Genomic DNA, 20,502 nt, shown 5'->3' with positions numbered 1-20,502 from the left:
GCCACGGACAGGCTCGCACGACCTGAGCCAGTACAGATGGGCTGTACTGGCCATCTGTACTGTGCGGGGTGCACCTGCTCTGTACTGGCTTTTTTTGCGGCTGCCAGTACAGAATGCAGCCATGGCCTCCACCGACGACGCACCCCCGCTCTACCTCCAGATCGCCGAGCAGCTCGCGCAGCTGATCCGCAACGGCACGCTGGCGCGCGGCGAAAAACTTCCGTCGGTGCGCGAGCTGGCCCGCCAGCACGGCGTGGCGCAGACCACGGTGGTACAGGCCTACCACTGGCTCGAAGATGCGCGCCTGATCACCGCGCGCCCGCGCTCGGGCTTCTTCGTGGCGGCGCGGCCGGTGAGCCTGCCCGAGCCCAGCACGCCGCGCCCCATGCGCCGCCCGCGCGAGGTGGCGGTGGACTGGCTGGGCCAGCGCATCCTGGGGCGCAACCAGCCCGAGGACATGATCTCGTTCAGCAGCGGCACGCCAGGCTTCGAGCTGTTCAACCCCGACCGCGTGCGCCGCGCCGTGGTGCGCGCCGCGCAGCGCCATCGCAATCTGCTGTGCACCTACCCCACGTCGGCGGGGCACGAGGATGCCCGCCGCGCCCTGGCCCGCTATGCCGTCGGCATGGGGTGCAGCCTCGACCCCGAGAACATCGTGATCACCGGCGGCTGCATGGACTCCATCGCGCTGTGCCTGCGTGCCGTGACGCAACCGGGCGACGTGGTGGCGCTGGAGTCGCCCACGCATTTTTCGTTTCTGGAGGTGCTGCAGGGCCTGCACCTGCGCGCGCTGGAGATCCCCACGCATCCGCGCCACGGTTTGTCGCTCGATGCGCTGCAGCTGGCGCTGGACACCCAGCCGGTCAAGGCCGTGATGATCGTCCCCACGCTCAGCAACCCGCTGGGCAGCTGCATGCCGCAGGCCGAGCGCAAGCGCCTGGCGCAGATGGCGGCGCGGCACGACATGGCGGTGATCGAGGACGCGATCTACAACGACCTGGTCGAGGTCGACGAGATGCGCCGCACCGTCAAGTCGTACGACACCACGGGCCACGTGATGCTGTGCGATTCGTTTTCGAAGACGCTGGCGCCGGGCCTGCGCCTGGGCTGGCTGGAGGCCGGGCGCTGGAGCGAGAAGGTGCGCGGCATCAAGGACCTGCAGGCGGGCGGCCAGTCGGCCGTGCTGGAGCTGGCGCTGGCCGACCTCATCACGCAGGCGGGCCACGCCGCCGCCATGCGCCAGCTGCGCGCAGGCATCGCGGCGCGCATGGACGAGGCGCGGCGCGTGATCGCATCACACTTTCCGCAGGGCACCCGGGTGAGCGACCCGCCCGGCGGCTTGCTGATGTGGCTGGAGCTGCCGCGCGCGCTCGATTCGGTGCAGTTGCACGAGGCCTGCCTGGCCCGGCAGATCCTGATCGCGCCGGGCACGGTGTTCAGCACCAGCGGGCGCTTTCGCAACTGCCTGCGCATCGGGGTGGGGGGCGACTGGTCGCCCGCCCACCTGCAGGCGCTGCGCACCGTGGGCGACATGGCCACGCAGATGCTGCAGAGCCAGCGGCAGGCGGCGTAGTCACAGGTATAAATCAAAATAAACTACACGAACTTCGTGGAACACGAAGTTCGTGTAATATCAGTGGCATGAAAAACGTCACCGTGACCATGGACGACACCGTTGCCGAATGGGTGCGCGTGGAGGCCGCCAAGCGCGGCAGCAGCGTGTCCCGCCTGCTCGGTGAATGGCTGGCCGAAAAGATGCGCCAGGAAGACGCCTACGCCCAGGCGATGCGCGAGGCGCTGGGCTTTGAATCCTGGGGCGCATCCACCGGGCCGTATGTGCCCCGCGAAACCTTGTTTCTGCGCTGAACGGTAGAGAGCCCATGAGCACCGTTCCCATCTTTGTCGACACCGAGATCCTGCTCGCCAGCGTGGATGACCGCGATGCCGAGCGCCAGGCGCGCGCCCGCGAGTGGATGAGCTTTTGCTGGCAGACGCGCAGCGGCCGCATCAGCTCGCAGGTGCTCAACGAGCTGTACAACCAGGCGATCCAGCGCTTTGACGGCCCGCAGGTGCTGCAGCAGGTGCGCGCCCAGGTGCGCCGCCTGCGCGTGTGGCTGCCGCCGCACCTCGACTCGTACACCGTCGACGGTGCCTGGGACCTGCAGGACCGCTACCGCCTGGGCTACTGGGATGCGCTCATCCTCTCGTCCGCCCACCAGCAAGGCTGCCGCTACCTGTTGACCGAGGCGCTGCCGCATGGCGAGCCGATGGACGCGGTGCGGCCCATCAACCCTTTTCTTGTCACCCCCAACGAACTGGACACTACCGAATGACTACTCCTGCGTCGTCTCCTCTCCAAGCCCTGGCCCGTATCCGTCCCGACGTGCGCGCCATGCACGCGTACGGCGTGCAGCCTTCCACCGGCATGCTCAAGATGGACGCCATGGAGAACCCGTTCCGCCTGCCCGCGCATCTGCAGGCCGCGCTGGGCCAGCGCCTGGGCGCGGTGGCGCTCAACCGCTACCCCGGCGACCGCCTGCTGGACCTGAAGGCGGCGCTGGCCCAATACGCCGGCCTGCCCGAGGGCTACGGCATCGTGCTGGGCAACGGCTCGGACGAACTCATCACCTTGCTGGCCCTGGCCTGCGCGCAACCCGGCACGGGCCAGCGCGCCACCATGCTCGCGCCCATGCCGGGCTTTGTGATGTACCCGCTGTCGGCGCAGCTGCAGGGCCTGGACTTTGTCGGCGTGCCGCTCACCGCTGATTTCGAGCTGGACGAGCCCGCCATGCTGGCTGCCATCGCGCAGCACAACCCCGCCATCACCTACATCGCCTACCCCAACAACCCCACGGCCACGCTGTGGGACGAGGGCGCGGTGCAGCGCATCATCGACGCCGCGGGCGCGCAGGGCGGCATCGTGGTCATGGACGAGGCCTACCAGCCGTTCGCCAGCCGCACCTTCATCGACCGCATGCGGGCCGAGCCCGCGCGCAACGCCCACGTGCTGCTGATGCGCACGCTCAGTAAGTTTGGCCTGGCGGGCGTGCGCCTGGGCTACCTCATCGGGCCTGCGGCCTTTGTGAGCGAGATCGACAAGGTGCGCCCGCCCTACAACGTGAGCGTGCTCAACTGCGAGGCCGCGCTGTTCGCCCTGGAACACGCCGAGGTGTTTGCCGCGCAAGCTGCCGAGATCCGCGCCGAGCGCACGAAGGTCCTGGAGGCCCTGCGCCAGATGCCCGGCATCGAAAAATGCTGGGACAGCGAGGCCAACATGATCCTCATCCGTGTGGCGGATTCCGCCAAGGCCTATGACGGGATGAAAAACCGCAAGGTCCTGGTCAAGAACGTTTCTACAATGCACCCCATGCTGGCCAACTGCCTGCGTCTCACGGTGGGCAACGCCGATGACAATGCGCAGATGCTGGCCGCCCTGCAAGCTTCCCTATGACTTCCTCCGCACTCGTAACCTCCAATCCGTCCGGCGCCACGCCCGATCCGATGGCCGACCGCATCGCCGAAGTCAGCCGCAACACCGCCGAGACGCGCATCCGCGTGCGCATCAACCTCGACGGCACGGGCCAGGCCAAGCTGCACACCGGCATCGGCTTTTTCGACCACATGCTCGACCAGATCGCCCGCCACGGGCTGATCGACCTCGACATCGACTGCGAAGGCGACCTGCACATCGACGGCCACCACACGGTCGAAGACGTGGGCATCACGCTGGGCCAGGCCTTTGCGCGCGCCGTGGGCGACAAGAAGGGCATCCGCCGCTACGGCCACGCCTACGTGCCGCTCGACGAAGCGCTGTCGCGCGTGGTGGTCGATTTCTCGGGCCGCCCGGGGCTGCACATCGACGTGAAGTTCACGGCCGGCAGCATCGGCCAGCTCGATACGCAGCTGGTGTACGAGTTCTTCCAGGGCTTCGTGAACCATGCGGGCGTCACGCTGCACATCGACAACCTCAAGGGCATCAACGCCCACCATCAGTGCGAAACCATCTTCAAGGCGTTCGGGCGCACGCTGCGCGCGGCGCTGGAGCGCGACCCGCGCTCGGTAGGCGTCATCCCGTCCACCAAGGGTTCCTTGTGAGTTTTTTGAATCAAATCAAGCGCTAGCGCTTGATGGATAAGCGCTAGCAGCTATGAATATGGAAGCAAAAACCGTCGCCGTCGTGGACTACGGCATGGGCAACCTGCGCTCGGTGTCGCAGGCTGTGCAGGCCGCCGCCGAGGGCACCGGCTGGACCGTGGTCGTCACCCAGCGCCCCGAAGACGTGCGCGCGGCGCAGCGCATCGTGCTGCCAGGGCAGGGCGCCATGCCCGACTGCATGCGCGAGCTGCGCGAATCGGGCCTGCAGGAATCGGTGCTGGAAGCCGCGGCCAATAAGCCGATGTTCGGCGTGTGCGTGGGCATGCAGATGCTGCTGGACCACAGCGCCGAGGGGGACACCCCGGGCCTGGGCCTGATCCCCGGCGATGTGCGCAAGTTCGACCTGGCAGGCCGCACCCAGCCCGACGGCAGCCGCTTCAAGGTGCCCCAGATGGGCTGGAACCAGGTGCGGCAGATGCCCTATGCAGGTGCCGTGCACCCGGTGTGGGTCGGGGTGCCCGACAACAGTTACTTCTACTTTGTGCACAGTTTCTATGCTGTGCCGCAGAATTCCGTCCATTGCGCAGGTCAAACGGACTACGGCGGTTTGTTCGCAGCCGCCATTGCACGCGATAATATTTTTGCCACCCAGTTTCACCCGGAGAAAAGTGCGGAGCACGGCCTGGCCCTGTACCGCAACTTTCTGCACTGGAACCCCTGATCTCTTAACATCCACCCGTTCGGGCCGAGCCCTGCCTCGCCCTTTTCCTCCCGAACTTCACCACCATGCTGCTCATCCCCGCCATCGACCTCAAGGACGGCCACTGCGTTCGCCTCAAACAAGGCGATATGGACCAATCCACCACCTTTGGCGAAGACCCGGCCGCCATGGCGCGCAAGTGGGTGGATGCCGGCGCGCGCCGCCTGCACCTGGTGGACCTGAACGGCGCGTTCGCGGGCGTGCCCAAGAACTACAGCGCCATCAAGTCCATCCTCCAAGAGGTGGGCGACGATATCCCCGTGCAGCTCGGTGGCGGCATTCGTGACCTGGACACCATCGAGAAGTACATCGACGGCGGCCTGCGCTACGTGATCATCGGCACGGCCGCGGTCAAGAACCCCGGATTCCTGAAGGACGCGTGCAGTGCCTTTGGCGGCCACATCATCGTGGGCCTGGATGCCAAGGATGGCAAGGTCGCCACCGACGGCTGGAGCAAGCTCACCGGCCACGAAGTGGTGGACCTCGCCAAGAAGTTCGAGGACTGGGGCGTCGAATCCATCATCTACACCGACATCGGCCGCGACGGCATGCTGTCGGGCATCAACATCGATGCCACGGTGAAGCTGGCGCAGGCGCTGAGCATCCCCGTCATCGCCTCGGGCGGTCTGTCCAACATGGCCGACATCGAGCAGCTGTGCGCGGTGGAAGGCGAGGGCGTTGAAGGTGTGATCTGCGGCCGCGCCATCTACAGTGGCGACCTGGACTTTGCAGCTGCGCAAGCGCGGGCTGACGAACTGAACGGGTGACCCCCTGAGCGGCTGTGCCGCTTCCCCCCAGGGGGACGACGCCAGTGGCCTGGCGGAGCCAGTTCCACGGCGTCTGCTGGCCTCGGCAGCGCCCCATCAACGAATCGCTGACTGACCGACATGCTCGCCAAACGCATCATCCCCTGCCTCGACGTCACCGGAGGCCGCGTGGTCAAGGGCGTCAATTTTGTCGAACTGCGCGACGCGGGCGACCCCGTCGAGATCGCTGCGCGCTACAACGCCCAGGGCGCCGACGAACTCACATTTCTGGACATCACCGCCACCAGCGATGGCCGCGACCTGATCCTGCACATCATCGAGGCGGTGGCCAGCCAGGTGTTCATTCCCCTCACCGTGGGCGGCGGCGTGCGCACCGTGGAAGACGTGCGCAGGCTGCTCAATGCGGGTGCGGACAAGACCAGCTTCAACTCGGCCGCCATCGCCAACCCCGAGGTGATCAACGCCGTGTCGGCCAAGTATGGCGCGCAGTGCATCGTGGTGGCCATCGACGCCAAACGCCGCTCGGCCGAGGATGCCCAGCGCATCGGCGCCCACGGCCAGCCCGTGGGCGCGGGCTGGGATGTCTACAGCCACGGCGGGCGCAAGAACACGGGCCTGGATGCCATTGCCTGGGCCACCGAGATGGCGCAGCGCGGCGCGGGCGAAATCCTGCTGACCAGCATGGACCGCGACGGCACCAAGGCAGGTTTTGACCTGGAGCTGACCCGCGCCGTCAGTGACGCCGTGAGCGTGCCCGTGATCGCCTCGGGCGGCGTGGGCAATCTCGACCACCTGGCAGACGGCATCCAGACTGGTGGCGCCGACGCGGTGCTGGCCGCCAGCATCTTCCATTACGGCGAATACACCGTGGGCCAGGCCAAGGCCCGCATGGCCGAGCGCGGCATTCCGGTGCGCCTGTGATGGCGCGGCTCACAGGCGCGCGCTGGGCGTTGGCGGTGGCCCTCGTCGCCACGGCGCTGCCCGCTGCGGCGCAGGTGCCGCCACCGTCGTACGCGAGTTTTTCCGAGCGACTGCCCTGTGTGCACCGCATTGGCCGGTGTTTTGATGCGACCATCGGCGGCAAGCCGGTGGAGGTGATTGCCGACAAGGCCGAATTCGAAAAGCTCAAGGTCCTGCTGCAGGCGCTGAACAGCAATGTGCGTGACGTGCACTGGATCGTGCGCGAACCCGTGTTGGGCACGCTGGCGCTGGACGTGGAAACCCGCACCAACACGCTGGGTCTGCCGCTGGTGGGCGATGAGAAGGAAGAGCCCGATGTCACCGTCTATGCCCTCGACGGCCAGGACTTGGAGAGCGAGTCGGAGCTGGTGGCGCAGCAAAGCGTGCGCGTGAATGGCCAGCCCGTGGTGACGCAGCAGGAAACCCTCACGCAGGATTTTCTGCCCCCGGGGCGTTATGCCTTTGCCATCAAGTACCTGGGCCGCAAGAACTGGGATCGCAAGTGGGTGTTTTTGACCGTGGCGAAGTAAATTTTTGATCAAAATTGGTTCTGGCGCTTGATGGTAAAGCGTCAATAGCTATCATTTTGGTAGCTAAAATTGCAAACTGCGCAGTACCTCACTTGGACGCAAACTGCCCGATGGTGCGTCTGGTTTTTCACGAAACTCTCATTTTTCGTAGCTTCTAACGCTTGATGGATAAGCGCTAGAGGCCAAAATGACCTTCCATCCGCTCGCCCGGCAGGCGGGCCGGTCCTTCAAATCACCGACAATCCCGCCCATGAACTGGCTCAACGAAGTGAAATGGGACGCGCAGGGCCTGGTGCCCGTGATTGCGCAGGAGCAGGGTACGGGCGACGTGCTGATGTTTGCCTGGATGAACCGTGAGGCCCTTGCCAAGACGGCGGAACTCGGCCGCGCCGTGTACTTCAGCCGCTCGCGCAAGAAGCTGTGGTTCAAGGGCGAAGAATCCGGCCACGTGCAGACTGTGCACGAGATCCGCCTGGACTGCGACAACGACGTGGTGCTGCTCAAGGTCACCCAGCTTGGCCACGAGCCCGGCATCGCCTGCCACACGGGCCGCCACAGCTGCTTCTTCAGTGTGCTCAAGGATGGTGCCTGGAGTGCCATCGACCCGGTCTTGAAAGACCCTGAATCCATCTACAAGTAAGAGCCATGAGTTCCAACGATTCTCTGGCGCGCCTGGCGGCCATCATTGAAAGCCGCAAGCCTGCCAACGGCGGTGACCCGGACAAAAGCTACGTCTCGCGCCTGCTGCACAAGGGCCCTGATGCGTTTTTGAAGAAGATCGGCGAGGAAGCCACCGAAGTCGTCATGGCGGCCAAGGACGTAGACCACGGCGCCGACAAGTCCAAGCTGGTCTACGAAGTGGCCGACCTGTGGTTCCACTCCATGGTGGCGTTGGCCCATTACGGGTTGACGCCTGCTGATGTGCTGACCGAGCTGGAGCGCCGCGAAGGCACCAGCGGCATCGAGGAAAAAGCCTTGCGCAAGGCCGTTGCGCGCACTGCCGAAGAAGGGGCTCCATGAACGACATCATCGACGTGCAAAGCAATGAGCAGAAGGCCCAGGGCCTCAAGAACGTCGGCTGGGTCAGCTATGTGCTGCACCTCATCGTGGCCGTGGGGGCTGTGCTGCCGGGTGCGCAAGCCAGCGCCCTGCTGCTGGTCATTGCGCTGGTGATCGATCTGGTCAAACGCAGCGATGCCGAGGGCACCTGGCAGGCCAATCATTTTTCGTGGCGCATCCGCTCGACGATCTGGGCCGGCGTGCTGTATGTGGTGACCTCGCCCCTGTGGCTGTTGTTGATTGCGCCGGGCTGGATCGCCTGGGGCATCATTTCCTTGTGGTTCCTGTACCGCATCGTGCGCGGCATGCTGGCCATGAGCAAGAACCAGGCAGTGGATGCCTGAACCCACAGCGCCCCGGCCGCACTTGTCCTCCTTGCCACGGCTGAACCTGGCCCTGCAGGGCGGAGGCTCCCACGGTGCGCTCACCTGGGGTGTGCTGGATGCGCTGCTGGAGGATGGCCAGTGGCAGTTTGATGGCGTGAGCGGCACCAGCGCTGGCGCGATGAATGCCGTGGCCATGGCGCATGGCTTTGCCAAAGCCGCACAGGAGCACAAGGATCCGCACGAAGCGCACCTGGCCGGTTGTGCCCAGGCGCGTGAAACGCTCACCCGGCTGTGGGAGGGAGTGGGTACGCTGGGCAGCCTCATGTGGGGTTCCCCCCTGTCGGCCGCCAACCCGATGATGGGCCTGATGCGCCAGTGGCTGTCGCCCTACCAGACCAATCCGCTCGACATCAATCCGCTGCGCCGCCTTCTGGAGCGTGAGGTGGACTTTGACCTGCTGTGCACCGTACGCCGCGCCAGCGCTGCTGCGGGCGGGCCCAAGGTGTTTGTGTGCGCCACCAACGTGCGCACCGGGCGCGGTGAAATTTTCTCGGGCTCCCGGCTGAGCGCGGATGCCGTCATGGCATCGGCCTGCCTGCCGTTGCTGTTCAAGGCGGTGGAGATCGATGGCGAGCATTACTGGGACGGCGGCTACTCGGGCAACCCGGCGCTGCATCCGCTCATTTATCAGACCGAAACCTCCGACATCCTGCTCGTGCAGATCAACCCCATCGAACACCTGGAACTGCCCGATTCAGGCCAGGAAATCATGGAACGCATGAACGAAGTCACCTTCAACGCCAGCCTGCTGGCCGAGATGCGCGCCATCGAGTTCGTGCGCCGCCTGCTGGCCGAGGGCAAGCTGGATGCGCGCCGCTACAAAAACGTGCGCATGCACCGCATTGACGGTGGCGCGGTGCTGGCGCCCTTTGGCGCCGACAGCAAGTCCCGCGCGGACCTGGCCTTTGTGCGCAAACTGTTCGCCCTGGGCCGCACGGCCGGGCAGGAGTGGCTGCACGCGCACCGAAAGGACGTGGGTGTGCGCCCGACTATCAAGATCGCTGACAATGCGTGAAGCGCGCGAAGCGGCCCCCAGGGTGTTTCGTACGTTGCCCTCTTGGTCGCACCGCGCTGCTGGCAACTTGGCAGAGCGTCCCGCAAAAGTTGACTCCCATTTTTCTCCCGATTTCGCATGCACGATCCGAACTGTCTTTTCTGCAAGATCATCGCGGGCCAGATTCCTTCGAAGAAGGTCTACGAAGACGAGGAAATCTTCGCCTTCCACGACATCCATCCCTGGGCGCCAGTGCATTTCCTGATGGTGCCCAAGGTGCACATTGCGTCGATGGCCCAGGTCACGGCCGAACACGCACCAGTGCTGGGCCGCATGATGGCGTTGGCGCCCCAGCTGGCGCTGGAGCAGGGCTGCAACCCTTACCCGGAGGGCGGGTTTCGCGTCGTGGTAAACACGGGGCTTGAAGGTGGCCAGGAGATCCACCACCTGCATGTCCACGTGATGGGTGGCCCCCGCCCGTGGCTCAAGGGCTGAAACTGACTGGTGGCGCAGGCGCCTTTCCCGGGCTTGCGCAAGGCTGCTGCGATTCGTTCACAGCTGCGGTCTAAAATGATTGCAATTCGTTAGGAGATATTCCATGGGCTCTTTTTCCATCTGGCACTGGCTGATCGTGCTGCTGATCGTCGTCATGGTGTTCGGCACCAAGAAGCTCAAGAACATGGGCTCCGACCTCGGGGGCGCCGTCAAGGGCTTCAAGGACGGCATGAAGGACGGTTCGGCCGATGCGGCAGCCACCACCACACCACCCGCAGGCCAGGTTGCCAACAACCCGGCGGCTGACAAGACCACCATCGATGTCGAAGCCAAGCAAAAGAGCTGAGCGGGCCGTTTCGACTGGCACCCGCACGCTTTGCGCTTGACCCATGATTGATATTGGCCTGTCCAAGATGGCGCTGATCGGCGCGGTGGCACTCATTGTCATCGGGCCCGAGAAGCTCCCCCGCGTGGCCCGCACGGTGGGCACGCTGCTGGGCAAGGCCCAGCGCTACGTGTCCGACGTAAAAGCCGAGGTCAACCGGTCCATGGAGCTCGATGAGCTCAAGAAGATGAAGGACACGGTGGAGAGCGCCGCACGCGATGTGCAGAACTCCATCCAGACCAGCGCCAGCGAGTTCGAGAAAGACTGGGCGGCCGCCACGGACACCAGCAACAGCGACCTAAATGGGTCGCAGGCTGCCGTGGTGCCCGCCTACAAGCACCCCGGCAAGAACTGGCGCCTCAAGCGGGGCGCGGTGCCCCAGTGGTACAAGGCCCGAAGCGGTGTGCGCACCAAGGCCCAGTCCGGTGCGGCCCGTGTGGCGCGTTTCCGTCCCCGTAAATTCCACTGATGCAGCAGCCACCAGCGCCCCGCGCGCTGCATGGGCGACCCTGACGCCCACGAAAATCCAACATGTCCGAAACCCCTTCCCAAGAAGACGAGCTGGCCGGTACCGAGCAGCCGTTTGTGCAGCACCTGATGGAGCTGCGCGACCGGCTGGTCAAGGCCATCATTGCCATCGCCATCGCGGCGGCGATCCTGTTCTTCTTCCCCGGCCCAGGCGCGCTGTATGACTTTCTGGCGGCGCCGCTGGTGGCGCACCTGCCCAAGGGCGCCACGCTGATCGCCACATCGGTGATCTCGCCGTTCATGGTGCCGCTCAAGATTTTGCTGATGTCGGCCTTTTTGCTGGCGCTGCCGTTTGTGCTGTGGCAGGTGTGGGCCTTCGTGGCGCCAGGCCTGTATTCGCACGAGAAGAAGCTGGTGCTGCCGCTGGTGGTTTCCAGCACGCTGCTGTTCTTCATCGGGGTGGCGTTTTGCTACTACCTGGTGTTCGGCCAGGTGTTTGCCTTTATCCAGAGCTTTGCCCCCAAGAGCATCACGGCCGCGCCAGACATCGAGGCCTACCTGAGTTTCGTGCTGTCGATGTTCCTTGCGTTTGGCCTGTCTTTTGAGGTGCCGATTGCCGTGGTGGTGCTGGCGCGCATGGGCATCGTGAGCGTGCAGAAGCTGCGTGAATTCCGTGGCTATTTCATCGTGATCGCGTTTGTGATCGCCGCCGTCGTCACGCCGCCCGATGTGGTCTCGCAGCTGTCGCTGGCCGTGCCCATGTGCCTGCTGTACGAGGTGGGCATCTGGGCAGCGCAGATCTTCATCAAGCACACCAAGGCGCCGGAAGATGCCGATGAAGTGGCTTCCAACCCCTGAATGTGAAAATTTTGGGTCTTAATGGACTCTGGCGCTTTCTGGATAAGCGCTAGCAGCTATATTTTTAATAGCTGACGGGTTGCATCAGCAACCGTGCCGCCCTGTTCTGCGCGCAGCCCCTAGAAACTGGCGCGTGCCCAATACCAGTGCCACCGCGGAACCGGCTTCGCCGGGCCGCTGGAGGCGTCCTCCTTTGGGGGAGGACACGCAGCGGCTCAGGGGGCTTACCGTTTCACATTGCGCTGGGGCCGGGGGCGCACCCCGGGGTTGATGCTCAGCTCCACGATCTTTTCGCCACGCTGCACGTTGAACGGCGCCGCAGTGCCGGGTTTCAGCGCGGCCACGGCGGTCAGCAGCTCGGACACATTGCCCACGTTCCTGCCTTCCACGCGCACGATCACATCGCCGGGCCGCATGCCGGCCTGGGCTGCGGGGCCGTCCTGCAGCACGCCGGTGATGATCACGCCCTCTGTGGCTTTTACGCCGAAGGTTTCTGCCAGCTCTGGCGAGAGTTCGTTGGGCTCCACACCGATCCAGCCGCGCGTGACCTGTCCATCCTTCACGATGCCGTCCAGCACCATGCGGGCCGTGGACACGGGGATTGCAAAGCCGATGCCCATGCTGCCGCCCGAGCGCGAGTAGATGGCGGTGTTGATGCCCATGAGGTTGCCGTTCACATCCACCAGCGCGCCGCCCGAGTTGCCAGGGTTGATGGCCGCATCGGTCTGGATGAAGTTCTCGAAGGTGTTGATCCCCAACTGCGTGCGGCCCAGTGCGCTCACGATGCCGCTGGTCACCGTCTGGCCCACACCGAACGGGTTGCCGATGGCCAGCACCTGGTCGCCCACGGCGAGCACATCCGAGTTGCCCAGCACGATGACGGGCAGCTTGTCGAGCTCGATCTTGAGGATGGCCAGATCGGTGTCTGGGTCGGTGCCGATCACGCGGGCGCGGGCGCGGCGGCTGTCGGTCAGCGTCACTTCGATTTCGTCGGCGCCTTCCACCACATGGTTATTGGTCAGGATGTAGCCATCGGGGCTCACGATCACCCCGCTGCCCAGCCCGGCCTGTGCCTGGGCACCCTGGTCGCCAAAGAAGAACTGGAACCAGGGGTCGTTGCTGCGCGGATGGCGCACGGCCTTGCTGGTATTGATGCTCACCACCGCAGGCGCCGCCTGGCGCGCCGCACCGCTGAAGCTGCCCGCCGCCGGTTGCGGGCTGGCGGTGGTGGCCGGGGCTTCCCGCAGCGCAATGCCTGCGCCGGAGCGTGTGGTGGCACTCCGGCCCAGCCAGCTGGGCTGAAGGGTGGCGACAACGAAGTAGGCCGCAACGAACACCGTCACGGCCTGGGAGAACAACAGCCAGATGCGTTTCATGAAATTCTGTACAGGTGGTGGGCTGGAGAAGGGGGCGCATCGGTGCGACGCGCCACGGTTGCCTTCCGGACGAAAGCATTGTCTCCCAATGTGTGGGTGCGGGCCACGCGCGACAATAGCTGCATGAGCATTTCCCGCCCCGAACTTCTGCAGGCGTTTGACAGCCTGCTGCAACCCGAGCGCTTCAAGGACTATGGCCCCAATGGCCTGCAAGTGGAGGGCAAGGCCGAGATCACGCGCATCGTCAGTGGTGTGACGGCCAGCCGCGCCCTGATCGAGGCGGCCATCGCTGCCCGCGCCGACGCGATCTTCGTGCACCACGGCCTGTTCTGGCGCGGGCAGGACGGCCGCGTGACGGGCTGGATGAAGCAGCGGCTGCAACTGCTGCTGGCGCATGACATCAACCTGTTTGCCTACCACCTGCCCCTGGACGCGCACCCTGAACTGGGCAACAACGCCCAGCTGGGCCGTGTGCTGGGCCTGGTGGCCGACGCGCGGTTTGGCGAGAACGATCTGGGCTTTGCCGGGCCTGCCGCGTTTGCCCATGGGCAGGCACTGGCAGACCATGCCTCGCAGGTCCTGGGCCGTGCCGTCACCTGGGTGCCGCCAGAAGGCGCCGCCGCACAGCGGCCTGTCCGCCGCGTGGCCTGGTGCACGGGGGGTGCGCAGGGCTACTTCGAGGCGGCGATTGCGGCCGGGGCGGACGTGTTCATCACGGGCGAGATTTCAGAGCCCCAGGCGCATCTGGCCCGGGAGATGGGAGTGGGCTTCATTGCCGCGGGGCACCACGCGACCGAGCGCTATGGTGCGCCTGCGGTGGCGGCGCAGGTTGCAGGGCAGTTCGGGTTGAGCCACCAGTTCATCGAGATCGACAATCCTGCCTGATGGCGGGTGGTGTGATCTCATTTGCTATTAAAACAATAGCTTGCAACGCATGTTGGTAAAGCGCTGAAGCCTTTTTTCTGAAATAAAACTGCCATGAAGTCCCTCGCCATCACCCAGGGTGACCCTGCAGGCATCGGCCCCGAAATTGTGGCCAAGGCATTTCGCGATGCACCGGCCGATTTGGCGGGCTGCTTCGTGGTCGGCGATGTCGCCACTCTGCGGCGCGCGGCGCAGGCCATCGTGCGCCCCGGGGTGCCGATGGTGCCCGTGGCGCAGATCACCGCGCCCACCGATGTGCTGGAGGTGCCGCCCCGCTGTGTTCCGGTGCTGCAGCTGCCGGGCATTCCTGGCCCGCAACCCTGGGGTCTGGTCAGTGCCGCTGCGGGCCGCGCCGCTGCTGACAGTGTGGTCTGGGCCGCGCGGGCAGCGCTGCGGGGCGAGGTGGCGGGGCTGGTCACAGCGCCGTTGCACAAGGAGGCCTTGTCGGCCGCGGGCGTGGCGTTTCCGGGCCACACCGAGCTGCTGCAGGCTGAGGCCGCCACACACCAGGGGGTCGCGTTGGCGCAAATGCCTGTGCGCATGATGCTCGCCAGCGACGAGCTGCGCACCGTGTTGGTCAGTATCCACATGTCGCTGCGTGAGGCCATTGCAGCGGTCACCACGGACAACGTCCTGCAGACGCTGCAGATCACGCACGCTGCCCTGGTGCGTAGCCTGGGCCGGGCGCCGCGCATTGCGGTGGCGGGGCTCAATCCCCACGCGGGCGAGGGCGGGCTGTTTGGCGGCGAGGAGGCCGAGGTGATTGCGCCGGCGATGGTCGCCGCGCGCGCTCAGGGGCTGGATGTGCACGGCCCTTTTGCGCCCGACACGGTGTTCATGCGCGCGCGCAGCACGCCCCATCGTGCGGGAGAGTTCGACGTGGTCATTGCCATGTACCACGACCAGGGGCTCATCCCCGTGAAGTACCTGGGGGTGGACAAGGGGGTGAATGTGACCCTGGGCTTGCCCCTGGTGCGCACCAGCCCCGACCACGGCACCGCGTTCGACATCGCAGGGCAGGGCGTGGCCGATGCTACGAGCCTCATCGAGGCCGTGTGCATGGCGCGGTCGCTGTGTGGGTAGTGGGCCATAGCGCTTGAACACAAAGCGCTGGAAGCTATCGATAATGTAGCAACAGGGTGGGCCATGACCCATGCTGGGCGCGCGACCTAGGAAGCCCGCACGCTCTGCGCCAGCGCCACTGTGGAACCGGCTCTGCCGGGCCACGGATGGCGGGGGGGGCGCACAGCCACTTCAGGGGGGCTTACTTTTTCAAGCTGTCCCTGATCTCGCGCAACAGCACGATGTCCTCGGCGGGTGCGGCCGGGGCTTCAGGGGCGGGCGCGGGGGCTTCGCGCTTGAGGCGGTTGATCTGCTTGATCATCATGAAGATGATGAACGCCAGAATGATGAAGTTGACGGCTACGGTCAGGAAGTTGCCGTACGCAAACACCGGCACGCCTGCTTTCTTGAGCGCATCCAGTGTCATGGCCGTGCCGGGTGGCACCGTGCCCAGCACCACAAAAAGGTTGGAAAAGTCGAGCTTGCCGAACACCAGCCCCACCACCGGCATGATCAGATCGGACACCACCGAATCCACGATCTTGCCGAATGCCCCCCCAATGATCACGCCCACGGCGAGATCAATCACATTGCCCTTGACCGCGAATTCCCTGAACTCTTGCATCATCCCCATGGTGTGCTCCTTGTTTGAATGGTGATGCCGGAGTATTGCCCGGCGCGGTACCCTGTCAAGACAGCCCTTCACTTTGAAATAACCATTTTCACTCCGCTACAATTCGCGGTTGACCCCAATCTAGCGATGTTCATCGAGGATCCCCATGAGTGACACTCCAATCGACTCCAGCAAACGGACGTGGCTGATCGCGTCCGGCTGTGCTGGTGCGGTGGGCGGCGTGGCAACCGCCGTACCTTTCGTGAGTACTTTTCAGCCCTCCGAGCGCGCCAAAGCCGCCGGGGCTGCCGTCGAGGTCGATATTTCCGCCCTCAAGCCGGGCGAGAAGCTCACCGTGGAGTGGCGCGGCAAGCCCGTCTGGATCATCAAGCGCACCCCCGAGCAGCTTGCCGAACTGCCCAAGCTCGACGGCCAGCTGGCGGACCCCAAGTCGGAGCGCAAGCCATCCGAGTTGACCCCCGAGTACGCGCGCAACGAAGCGCGTTCGATCAAGCCAGAGATTTTTGTGGGTGTGGGCATCTGCTCGCACTTGGGTTGCTCGCCCTCCGACAAGTTCCAGACCGGTGCCCAGCCTTCGCTGCCCGATGACTGGAAGGGCGGTTTCCTGTGCCCTTGCCATGGCTCCACGTTCGACATGGCTGGCCGCGTGTTCAAGAACAAGCCCGCGCCCGACAACCTTGAAGTCCCTCCGCACATGTACCTGTCCGACACGCGCCTCGTGATCGGTGAAGACAAGAAGGCTTGACGGAGAACGACATGGCCCACGAATTCAAAGAAATCTCTCCCAACGCCCCGATCAGCGCCCAGGTCACGAACTGGTTCGAAAACCGGTTCCCCACGGCCTTTGACGCCTACAAGGTGCACATGTCGGAGTATTACGCTCCGAAGAATTTCAACTTCTGGTACATCTTCGGCTCGCTGGCCCTCGTGGTGCTGGTGATCCAGATCGTGACCGGCATCTTCCTGGTCATGCACTACAAGCCCGACGCCAGTCTGGCGTTCGCTTCGGTCGAGTACATCATGCGCGATGTGCCCTGGGGCTGGCTGATCCGGTACATGCACTCCACGGGCGCTTCCGCGTTCTTCGTGGTGGTGTACCTGCACATGTTCCGGGGCCTCATCTACGGCAGCTACCGCAAGCCGCGCGAGCTGGTCTGGATCTTCGGCTGCGCAATCTTCCTGTGCCTGATGGCCGAGGCCTTCATGGGCTACCTGCTGCCCTGGGGCCAGATGTCCTACTGGGGCGCCCAGGTGATCGTGAACCTGTTCGCCGCCATCCCGTTCATCGGCCCTGACCTGGCGCTGCTGATCCGCGGCGACTACGTGGTGGGCGACGCTACGCTGAACCGCTTCTTCAGCTTCCACGTGATCGCCGTGCCACTGGTGCTGCTGGGCCTGGTGGTGGCCCACTTGCTGGCGCTGCACGATGTCGGTTCCAACAACCCCGACGGCGTGGAAATCAAGGGCCCGCAAGCCCCCAAGGATGCCAATGGCAAGCCCCTGGATGGCGTGCCGTTCCACCCCTACTACACGGTGCATGACATCTTTGCGCTGAGCATGTTCCTGATGGCGTTCACGGCGGTGGTGTTCTTCGCCCCTGAGTTCGGTGGCTACTTCCTCGAATACAACAACTTCATCCCTGCCGATCCGCTCAAGACGCCTGCGCACATCGCACCGGTCTGGTACTTCACGCCGTTCTATTCGATGCTGCGTGCCATCACCACCGAGATGATGTACGTGCTGGTGCTGTGCGTGGTGGCCGGTGCGGGCTTCGGCATCCTCAAGGCGAAGCTGCCCAGCTTCGTCAAGGCGGGCATTGCCGTTGCGGCCATTGCGGTGATCGCGATGATGCTCTCCATCGACGCCAAATTCTGGGGCGTGGTGGTGATGGGTGGTGCAGTGATTATTCTGTTCTTCCTGCCCTGGCTGGACTACAGCCCCGTCAAGTCGATCCGCTATCGCCCTGACTGGCACAAGTACTTGTACGGCATCTTCGTGATCATTTTCCTCATCCTGGGCTACCTGGGGGTGCAGCCTCCGTCAGCTATTGGCGAGCGTGTATCGCAGGTGGGTACGCTGTTCTACTTCGGCTTCTTCCTGCTGATGCCCTGGTGGAGCCGCATCGGCAAGACCAAGCCCGTGCCCGACCGCGTGACCTTTGTGGCGCACTGAGCCTGGAGACAACAACAATGAAGAAACTCATCCTCACGCTGATCGCCGCAGTGGGTCTCGTGGCAGGTGCTGCACACGCCTCGGGTGGTGACACCATCGCCTGGGACAAGGCACCCAACAAGACCAACGACCTGGCTTCCCTGCAAAACGGTGCCAAGGTGTTCGTCAACTATTGCCTGAGTTGCCATTCGGCTGCGTTCATGCGCTTCAACCGCCTGCGCGATATCGGTCTGACCGAGCAGCAGATCAAGGACAACCTGCTGTTCACGACCGACAAGGTCGGCGAGACCATGAAGGCCTCCATCGATCCCAAGCAGGCCAAAGAATGGTTCGGCGCCAACCCGCCCGACCTGACCGTGATCGCACGCTCGCGCGCCGGCCACGGTGGCACGGGTGCCGACTACCTCTACACCTTCCTGCGCACGTTCTACCGTGACGAGACCAAGGCCACGGGCTGGAACAACCTTGCCTTCCCAAGCGTGGGCATGCCCCATGTGCTGTGGGAAATGCAGGGTGACCGCCGCCCTGTGTTCGAAGAGCACGAAAGCCACGGCCACAAGACCCAGGTCTTCAAGGGCTGGGAGCAGGTCAAGCCAGGCACGATGACCCCGCTGCAGTTCGACCAGACTGTGGGCGATCTTGTGAACTACCTGCAATGGATGGGTGAACCTGCCCAGAACACCCGCGTCCGAGTTGGCGTGTGGGTGCTGATCTTCCTCGGTGTTTTCACCGTCATCGCCTGGAGGTTGAACGCAGCCTTCTGGAAGGATGTGAAGTAAGCAGCACAAGCCGTCGATCCATGAGAAGGCGCCCTTCGGGGTGCCGCCGGATTGTTTGTAGAGTGGGCGCTTTGGGCTCCCACTCTTTTGATTTTTAGGAGCCTCCCACCATGATGGTGCTTTACTCGGGTACGACCTGTCCCTTCTCCCACCGCTGCCGTTTTGTCCTGTTCGAAAAGGGCATGGACTTTGAAATCCGCGATGTGGACCTGTACAACAAGCCCGAAGACATCAGCGTGATGAACCCGTACGGCCAGGTGCCTATCCTGGTCGAGCGCGACCTGATCCTGTACGAGTCGAACATCATCAACGAGTACATCGACGAGCGCTTCCCCCACCCGCAACTCATGCCTGGCGACCCGGTGGACCGCGCGCGCGTGCGTCTGTTCCTGCTCAACTTCGAGAAGGAACTGTTCGTGCATGTGAATATCCTCGAATCGCGGGCCACCAAGGGCAACGAAAAGGCGTTGGAGAAGGCGCGAGCGCACATCCGTGACCGCCTGACGCAACTGGCTCCCGTGTTCCTCAAGAACAAGTACATGCTGGGCGACAACTTCTCCATGCTCGACGTGGCGATTGCTCCGTTGCTGTGGCGCCTGGACTACTACGGCATCGATCTGTCGAAGAACGCTGCCCCGCTGCTCAAGTACGCCGAGCGCATCTTCTCGCGCCCTGCCTACATTGAGGCGTTGACCCCGTCCGAGAAGGTCATGCGCAAGTAACTTGCGGCCTGCCCCATTCCCCTATTCACAGCCGTTGCCTTTCACCTCCATGACCGCACAGGAATCAACGTCCACGCGCCCGTACCTCATTCGTGCCTTGTACGAGTGGTGCACCGACAATGGGCTCACGCCCTATGTGGCGGTGCGTGTCGATGATTCCGTTCAGGTGCCGCGTGAGTATGTGAAGGATGGTGAGATTGTCCTGAACATCAGTTTTGATGCGACGAGTGCCTTGCAGTTGGGCAACGATTTCATCGAATTCAAGGCACGATTTGGTGGCAAGCCGCGAGAGATTCTCGTGCCGGTGGGGCGTGTGATTGCTATCTATGCCCGTGAGAACGGCCAGGGCATGGCGTTCCCGCCACCGGTGGATGTGTTGGCCGGTAGTGGGGGGGCTGGGGGCATGGCACCTGTGCTGGCCGATACCTTGGCTTCTTCCGAATCCGTGGCGGCGAGTATGGCGCCGTCGGTCCCGGAGGACCGCGTGGTTCAGTTGGTACCCACCGATGATGGCAAGAAGGATGGCGAGGAGGGCGGCGATGCGCCTCGGCCGCCCCCTGCTGCAGGCGGAGTGCGGCCGTCCCTCAAGCGGGTCAAATAACGGCTCTGGTATTTTTTGAGGCTGCTTTTTCCGCGATAAAATGCAGCCTTCGCCGGTTTAGCTCAGTTGGTAGAGCACCCGCCTTGTAAGCGGTAGGTCGTCAGTTCGATTCCGACAACCGGCACCAGTTTTCCTGGTCTCTCTCGCATTCCCTGCCCCTGGCGTAGGCCGTCAGGTTTGAACTTTCAGGCGAATCGCGTTAACCTCCCACCCCCGGCTGCGCAAATGCGCCTGCAAAGCAGGCAGCAACTGGCGTATTTTTGCCGCTGCGGCATTGCTTTTGACCAGCAGGCACCAGGAGTCCCCATCGATGGGACCTGCCTGGATCGCTGGTCGCAGCGCTGCGGGAATCAGCATTTCAATGGCCTTGAGCCGATCACTGGAGTCGCGTGTCAGCGCTGTGAGCTTCGCCAGCGTGGGAGAGTCCTCGCTGGCCTGCTGCAGGCTGACGGCGTAGTGGCGGCGGTTCATGGTG

At 64.1% G+C, this 20,502-nt stretch carries 27 protein-coding genes and 1 tRNA gene; 25 read left to right on the top strand and 3 right to left on the bottom strand.

Annotated elements, in window-relative coordinates; translation table 11 throughout:
• Nucleotides 1-121: 121 nt before the first annotated feature.
• The 17 genes from IB243_RS13955 to tatC all read left to right on the top strand — a co-directional run bounded on the left by IB243_RS13955 (nt 122) and on the right by tatC (nt 11,757).
• The gene (locus tag IB243_RS13955) at nt 122-1,573 is read left to right on the top strand and encodes a PLP-dependent aminotransferase family protein (RefSeq protein WP_192427770.1); all 1,452 of its coding nucleotides are present in this window, start codon (nt 122-124) and stop codon (nt 1,571-1,573) included.
• A gap of 68 nt (nt 1,574-1,641) precedes the next feature.
• Nucleotides 1,642-1,866: a hypothetical protein gene (locus tag IB243_RS13950; RefSeq protein WP_010462084.1), complete on the top strand. Its 225-nt coding sequence runs from the start codon at nt 1,642-1,644 to the stop codon at nt 1,864-1,866.
• A gap of 14 nt (nt 1,867-1,880) precedes the next feature.
• Complete coding sequence (locus tag IB243_RS13945) at nt 1,881-2,333, top strand: PIN domain-containing protein (protein ID WP_010462083.1); 453 nt, start codon at nt 1,881-1,883, stop codon at nt 2,331-2,333.
• A complete protein-coding gene (hisC, locus tag IB243_RS13940; protein ID WP_192427768.1) occupies nt 2,330-3,451 on the top strand; it encodes a histidinol-phosphate transaminase in 1,122 nt (373 codons plus the stop codon). The genes IB243_RS13945 and hisC overlap by 4 nt, the downstream gene beginning before the upstream one ends.
• Nucleotides 3,448-4,095: an imidazoleglycerol-phosphate dehydratase HisB gene (gene hisB / locus IB243_RS13935; protein WP_057272270.1), complete on the top strand. Its 648-nt coding sequence runs from the start codon at nt 3,448-3,450 to the stop codon at nt 4,093-4,095. The genes hisC and hisB overlap by 4 nt, the downstream gene beginning before the upstream one ends.
• 52 nt (nt 4,096-4,147) lie before the next feature.
• Entirely contained in the window at nt 4,148-4,816 is a 669-nt protein-coding gene (gene hisH, locus IB243_RS13930) for an imidazole glycerol phosphate synthase subunit HisH (RefSeq protein WP_192427766.1), read from the top strand.
• Between the two features lie 65 nt (nt 4,817-4,881).
• A complete protein-coding gene (gene hisA, locus IB243_RS13925; RefSeq protein WP_010462075.1) occupies nt 4,882-5,622 on the top strand; it encodes a 1-(5-phosphoribosyl)-5-[(5-phosphoribosylamino)methylideneamino]imidazole-4-carboxamide isomerase in 741 nt (246 codons plus the stop codon).
• A 120-nt stretch (nt 5,623-5,742) separates the two neighbouring features.
• The gene (hisF, locus tag IB243_RS13920) at nt 5,743-6,543 is read left to right on the top strand and encodes an imidazole glycerol phosphate synthase subunit HisF (RefSeq protein ID WP_057228899.1); all 801 of its coding nucleotides are present in this window, start codon (nt 5,743-5,745) and stop codon (nt 6,541-6,543) included.
• Entirely contained in the window at nt 6,543-7,112 is a 570-nt protein-coding gene (locus tag IB243_RS13915; RefSeq protein ID WP_192427764.1) for a hypothetical protein, read from the top strand. The genes hisF and IB243_RS13915 overlap by 1 nt, the downstream gene beginning before the upstream one ends.
• A 241-nt stretch (nt 7,113-7,353) precedes the next feature.
• Nucleotides 7,354-7,752 carry a phosphoribosyl-AMP cyclohydrolase gene (gene hisI / locus IB243_RS13910; RefSeq protein ID WP_181147543.1) on the top strand — a complete coding sequence of 133 codons (399 nt, stop codon included), beginning with the start codon at nt 7,354-7,356 and terminating at the stop codon, nt 7,750-7,752.
• A 5-nt stretch (nt 7,753-7,757) separates the two neighbouring features.
• Complete coding sequence (locus IB243_RS13905) at nt 7,758-8,132, top strand: phosphoribosyl-ATP diphosphatase (protein WP_010462066.1); 375 nt, start codon at nt 7,758-7,760, stop codon at nt 8,130-8,132.
• Complete coding sequence (locus IB243_RS13900) at nt 8,129-8,515, top strand: membrane protein (protein ID WP_010462065.1); 387 nt, start codon at nt 8,129-8,131, stop codon at nt 8,513-8,515. The genes IB243_RS13905 and IB243_RS13900 overlap by 4 nt, the downstream gene beginning before the upstream one ends.
• On the top strand, nt 8,508-9,572 hold the full coding sequence (locus tag IB243_RS13895; RefSeq protein ID WP_192427762.1) for a patatin-like phospholipase family protein: 1,065 nt from the start codon (nt 8,508-8,510) through the stop codon (nt 9,570-9,572). The genes IB243_RS13900 and IB243_RS13895 overlap by 8 nt, the downstream gene beginning before the upstream one ends.
• 117 nt (nt 9,573-9,689) lie before the next feature.
• Nucleotides 9,690-10,046 (top strand): histidine triad nucleotide-binding protein, encoded by a 357-nt coding sequence (locus IB243_RS13890; RefSeq protein WP_192427760.1) that lies wholly within the window; start codon nt 9,690-9,692, stop codon nt 10,044-10,046.
• A gap of 103 nt (nt 10,047-10,149) precedes the next feature.
• Nucleotides 10,150-10,392 carry a Sec-independent protein translocase subunit TatA gene (gene tatA / locus IB243_RS13885; RefSeq protein ID WP_010462059.1) on the top strand — a complete coding sequence of 81 codons (243 nt, stop codon included), beginning with the start codon at nt 10,150-10,152 and terminating at the stop codon, nt 10,390-10,392.
• 43 nt (nt 10,393-10,435) lie between these two features.
• Nucleotides 10,436-10,900, top strand: a complete 465-nt coding sequence (gene tatB / locus IB243_RS13880) for a Sec-independent protein translocase protein TatB (RefSeq protein ID WP_192427758.1) — start codon at nt 10,436-10,438, stop codon at nt 10,898-10,900.
• 62 nt (nt 10,901-10,962) lie between these two features.
• Complete coding sequence (tatC, locus tag IB243_RS13875; RefSeq protein ID WP_010462055.1) at nt 10,963-11,757, top strand: twin-arginine translocase subunit TatC; 795 nt, start codon at nt 10,963-10,965, stop codon at nt 11,755-11,757.
• A gap of 224 nt (nt 11,758-11,981) precedes the next feature.
• On the opposite strand, the gene IB243_RS13870 is transcribed toward tatC, so the two are convergent.
• Nucleotides 11,982-13,133: a trypsin-like peptidase domain-containing protein gene (locus IB243_RS13870; protein WP_192427756.1), complete on the bottom strand. Its 1,152-nt coding sequence runs from the start codon at nt 13,131-13,133 to the stop codon at nt 11,982-11,984.
• A gap of 123 nt (nt 13,134-13,256) precedes the next feature.
• On the opposite strand from IB243_RS13870, the gene IB243_RS13865 reads away from it, so the two are divergent.
• Together IB243_RS13865 and pdxA are read left to right on the top strand one after the other, a co-directional pair.
• Nucleotides 13,257-14,018 (top strand): Nif3-like dinuclear metal center hexameric protein, encoded by a 762-nt coding sequence (locus IB243_RS13865; RefSeq protein WP_192427754.1) that lies wholly within the window; start codon nt 13,257-13,259, stop codon nt 14,016-14,018.
• A 93-nt stretch (nt 14,019-14,111) separates the two neighbouring features.
• Complete coding sequence (gene pdxA, locus IB243_RS13860) at nt 14,112-15,140, top strand: 4-hydroxythreonine-4-phosphate dehydrogenase PdxA (protein ID WP_192427752.1); 1,029 nt, start codon at nt 14,112-14,114, stop codon at nt 15,138-15,140.
• Nucleotides 15,141-15,321: 181 nt separating this feature from the next.
• Here the strand turns inward: pdxA and mscL are convergent, their stop codons facing one another.
• Nucleotides 15,322-15,753 (bottom strand): large conductance mechanosensitive channel protein MscL, encoded by a 432-nt coding sequence (gene mscL, locus IB243_RS13855; protein ID WP_192427750.1) that lies wholly within the window; start codon nt 15,751-15,753, stop codon nt 15,322-15,324.
• A 145-nt stretch (nt 15,754-15,898) separates the two neighbouring features.
• Here mscL and petA point away from each other — a divergent pair, with 145 nt between their 5' ends.
• The 6 genes from petA (at nt 15,899) to IB243_RS13825 (ending at nt 20,154) form a co-directional block, all read left to right on the top strand.
• A complete protein-coding gene (gene petA / locus IB243_RS13850) occupies nt 15,899-16,498 on the top strand; it encodes a ubiquinol-cytochrome c reductase iron-sulfur subunit (RefSeq protein WP_035197058.1) in 600 nt (199 codons plus the stop codon).
• Nucleotides 16,499-16,509: 11 nt separating this feature from the next.
• Entirely contained in the window at nt 16,510-17,925 is a 1,416-nt protein-coding gene (locus IB243_RS13845) for a cytochrome bc complex cytochrome b subunit (RefSeq protein ID WP_010462045.1), read from the top strand.
• Between the two features lie 17 nt (nt 17,926-17,942).
• Complete coding sequence (locus tag IB243_RS13840) at nt 17,943-18,704, top strand: cytochrome c1 (protein WP_192427748.1); 762 nt, start codon at nt 17,943-17,945, stop codon at nt 18,702-18,704.
• A 110-nt stretch (nt 18,705-18,814) separates the two neighbouring features.
• Complete coding sequence (locus tag IB243_RS13835; RefSeq protein ID WP_007854512.1) at nt 18,815-19,426, top strand: glutathione S-transferase N-terminal domain-containing protein; 612 nt, start codon at nt 18,815-18,817, stop codon at nt 19,424-19,426.
• 49 nt (nt 19,427-19,475) lie between these two features.
• Nucleotides 19,476-20,027 (top strand): ClpXP protease specificity-enhancing factor, encoded by a 552-nt coding sequence (locus tag IB243_RS13830; protein WP_057228883.1) that lies wholly within the window; start codon nt 19,476-19,478, stop codon nt 20,025-20,027.
• Between the two features lie 51 nt (nt 20,028-20,078).
• Nucleotides 20,079-20,154: transfer RNA gene (locus IB243_RS13825), tRNA-Thr, on the top strand.
• 44 nt (nt 20,155-20,198) lie between these two features.
• Here IB243_RS13825 and IB243_RS13820 read toward each other — a convergent pair.
• Nucleotides 20,199-20,498 carry a hypothetical protein gene (locus tag IB243_RS13820; protein ID WP_057228881.1) on the bottom strand — a complete coding sequence of 100 codons (300 nt, stop codon included), beginning with the start codon at nt 20,496-20,498 and terminating at the stop codon, nt 20,199-20,201.
• Between the last annotated feature and the right edge of the window lie 4 nt (nt 20,499-20,502).

The sequence above is a fragment of the Acidovorax sp. ACV01 genome (assembly GCF_014851495.1).
Classification (GTDB): Bacteria; Pseudomonadota; Gammaproteobacteria; order Burkholderiales; family Burkholderiaceae_C; genus Acidovorax; species Acidovorax radicis.
Note: the sequence above shows the minus strand (reverse complement) of the source record. Positions and strands in the feature narration are given on the sequence as shown.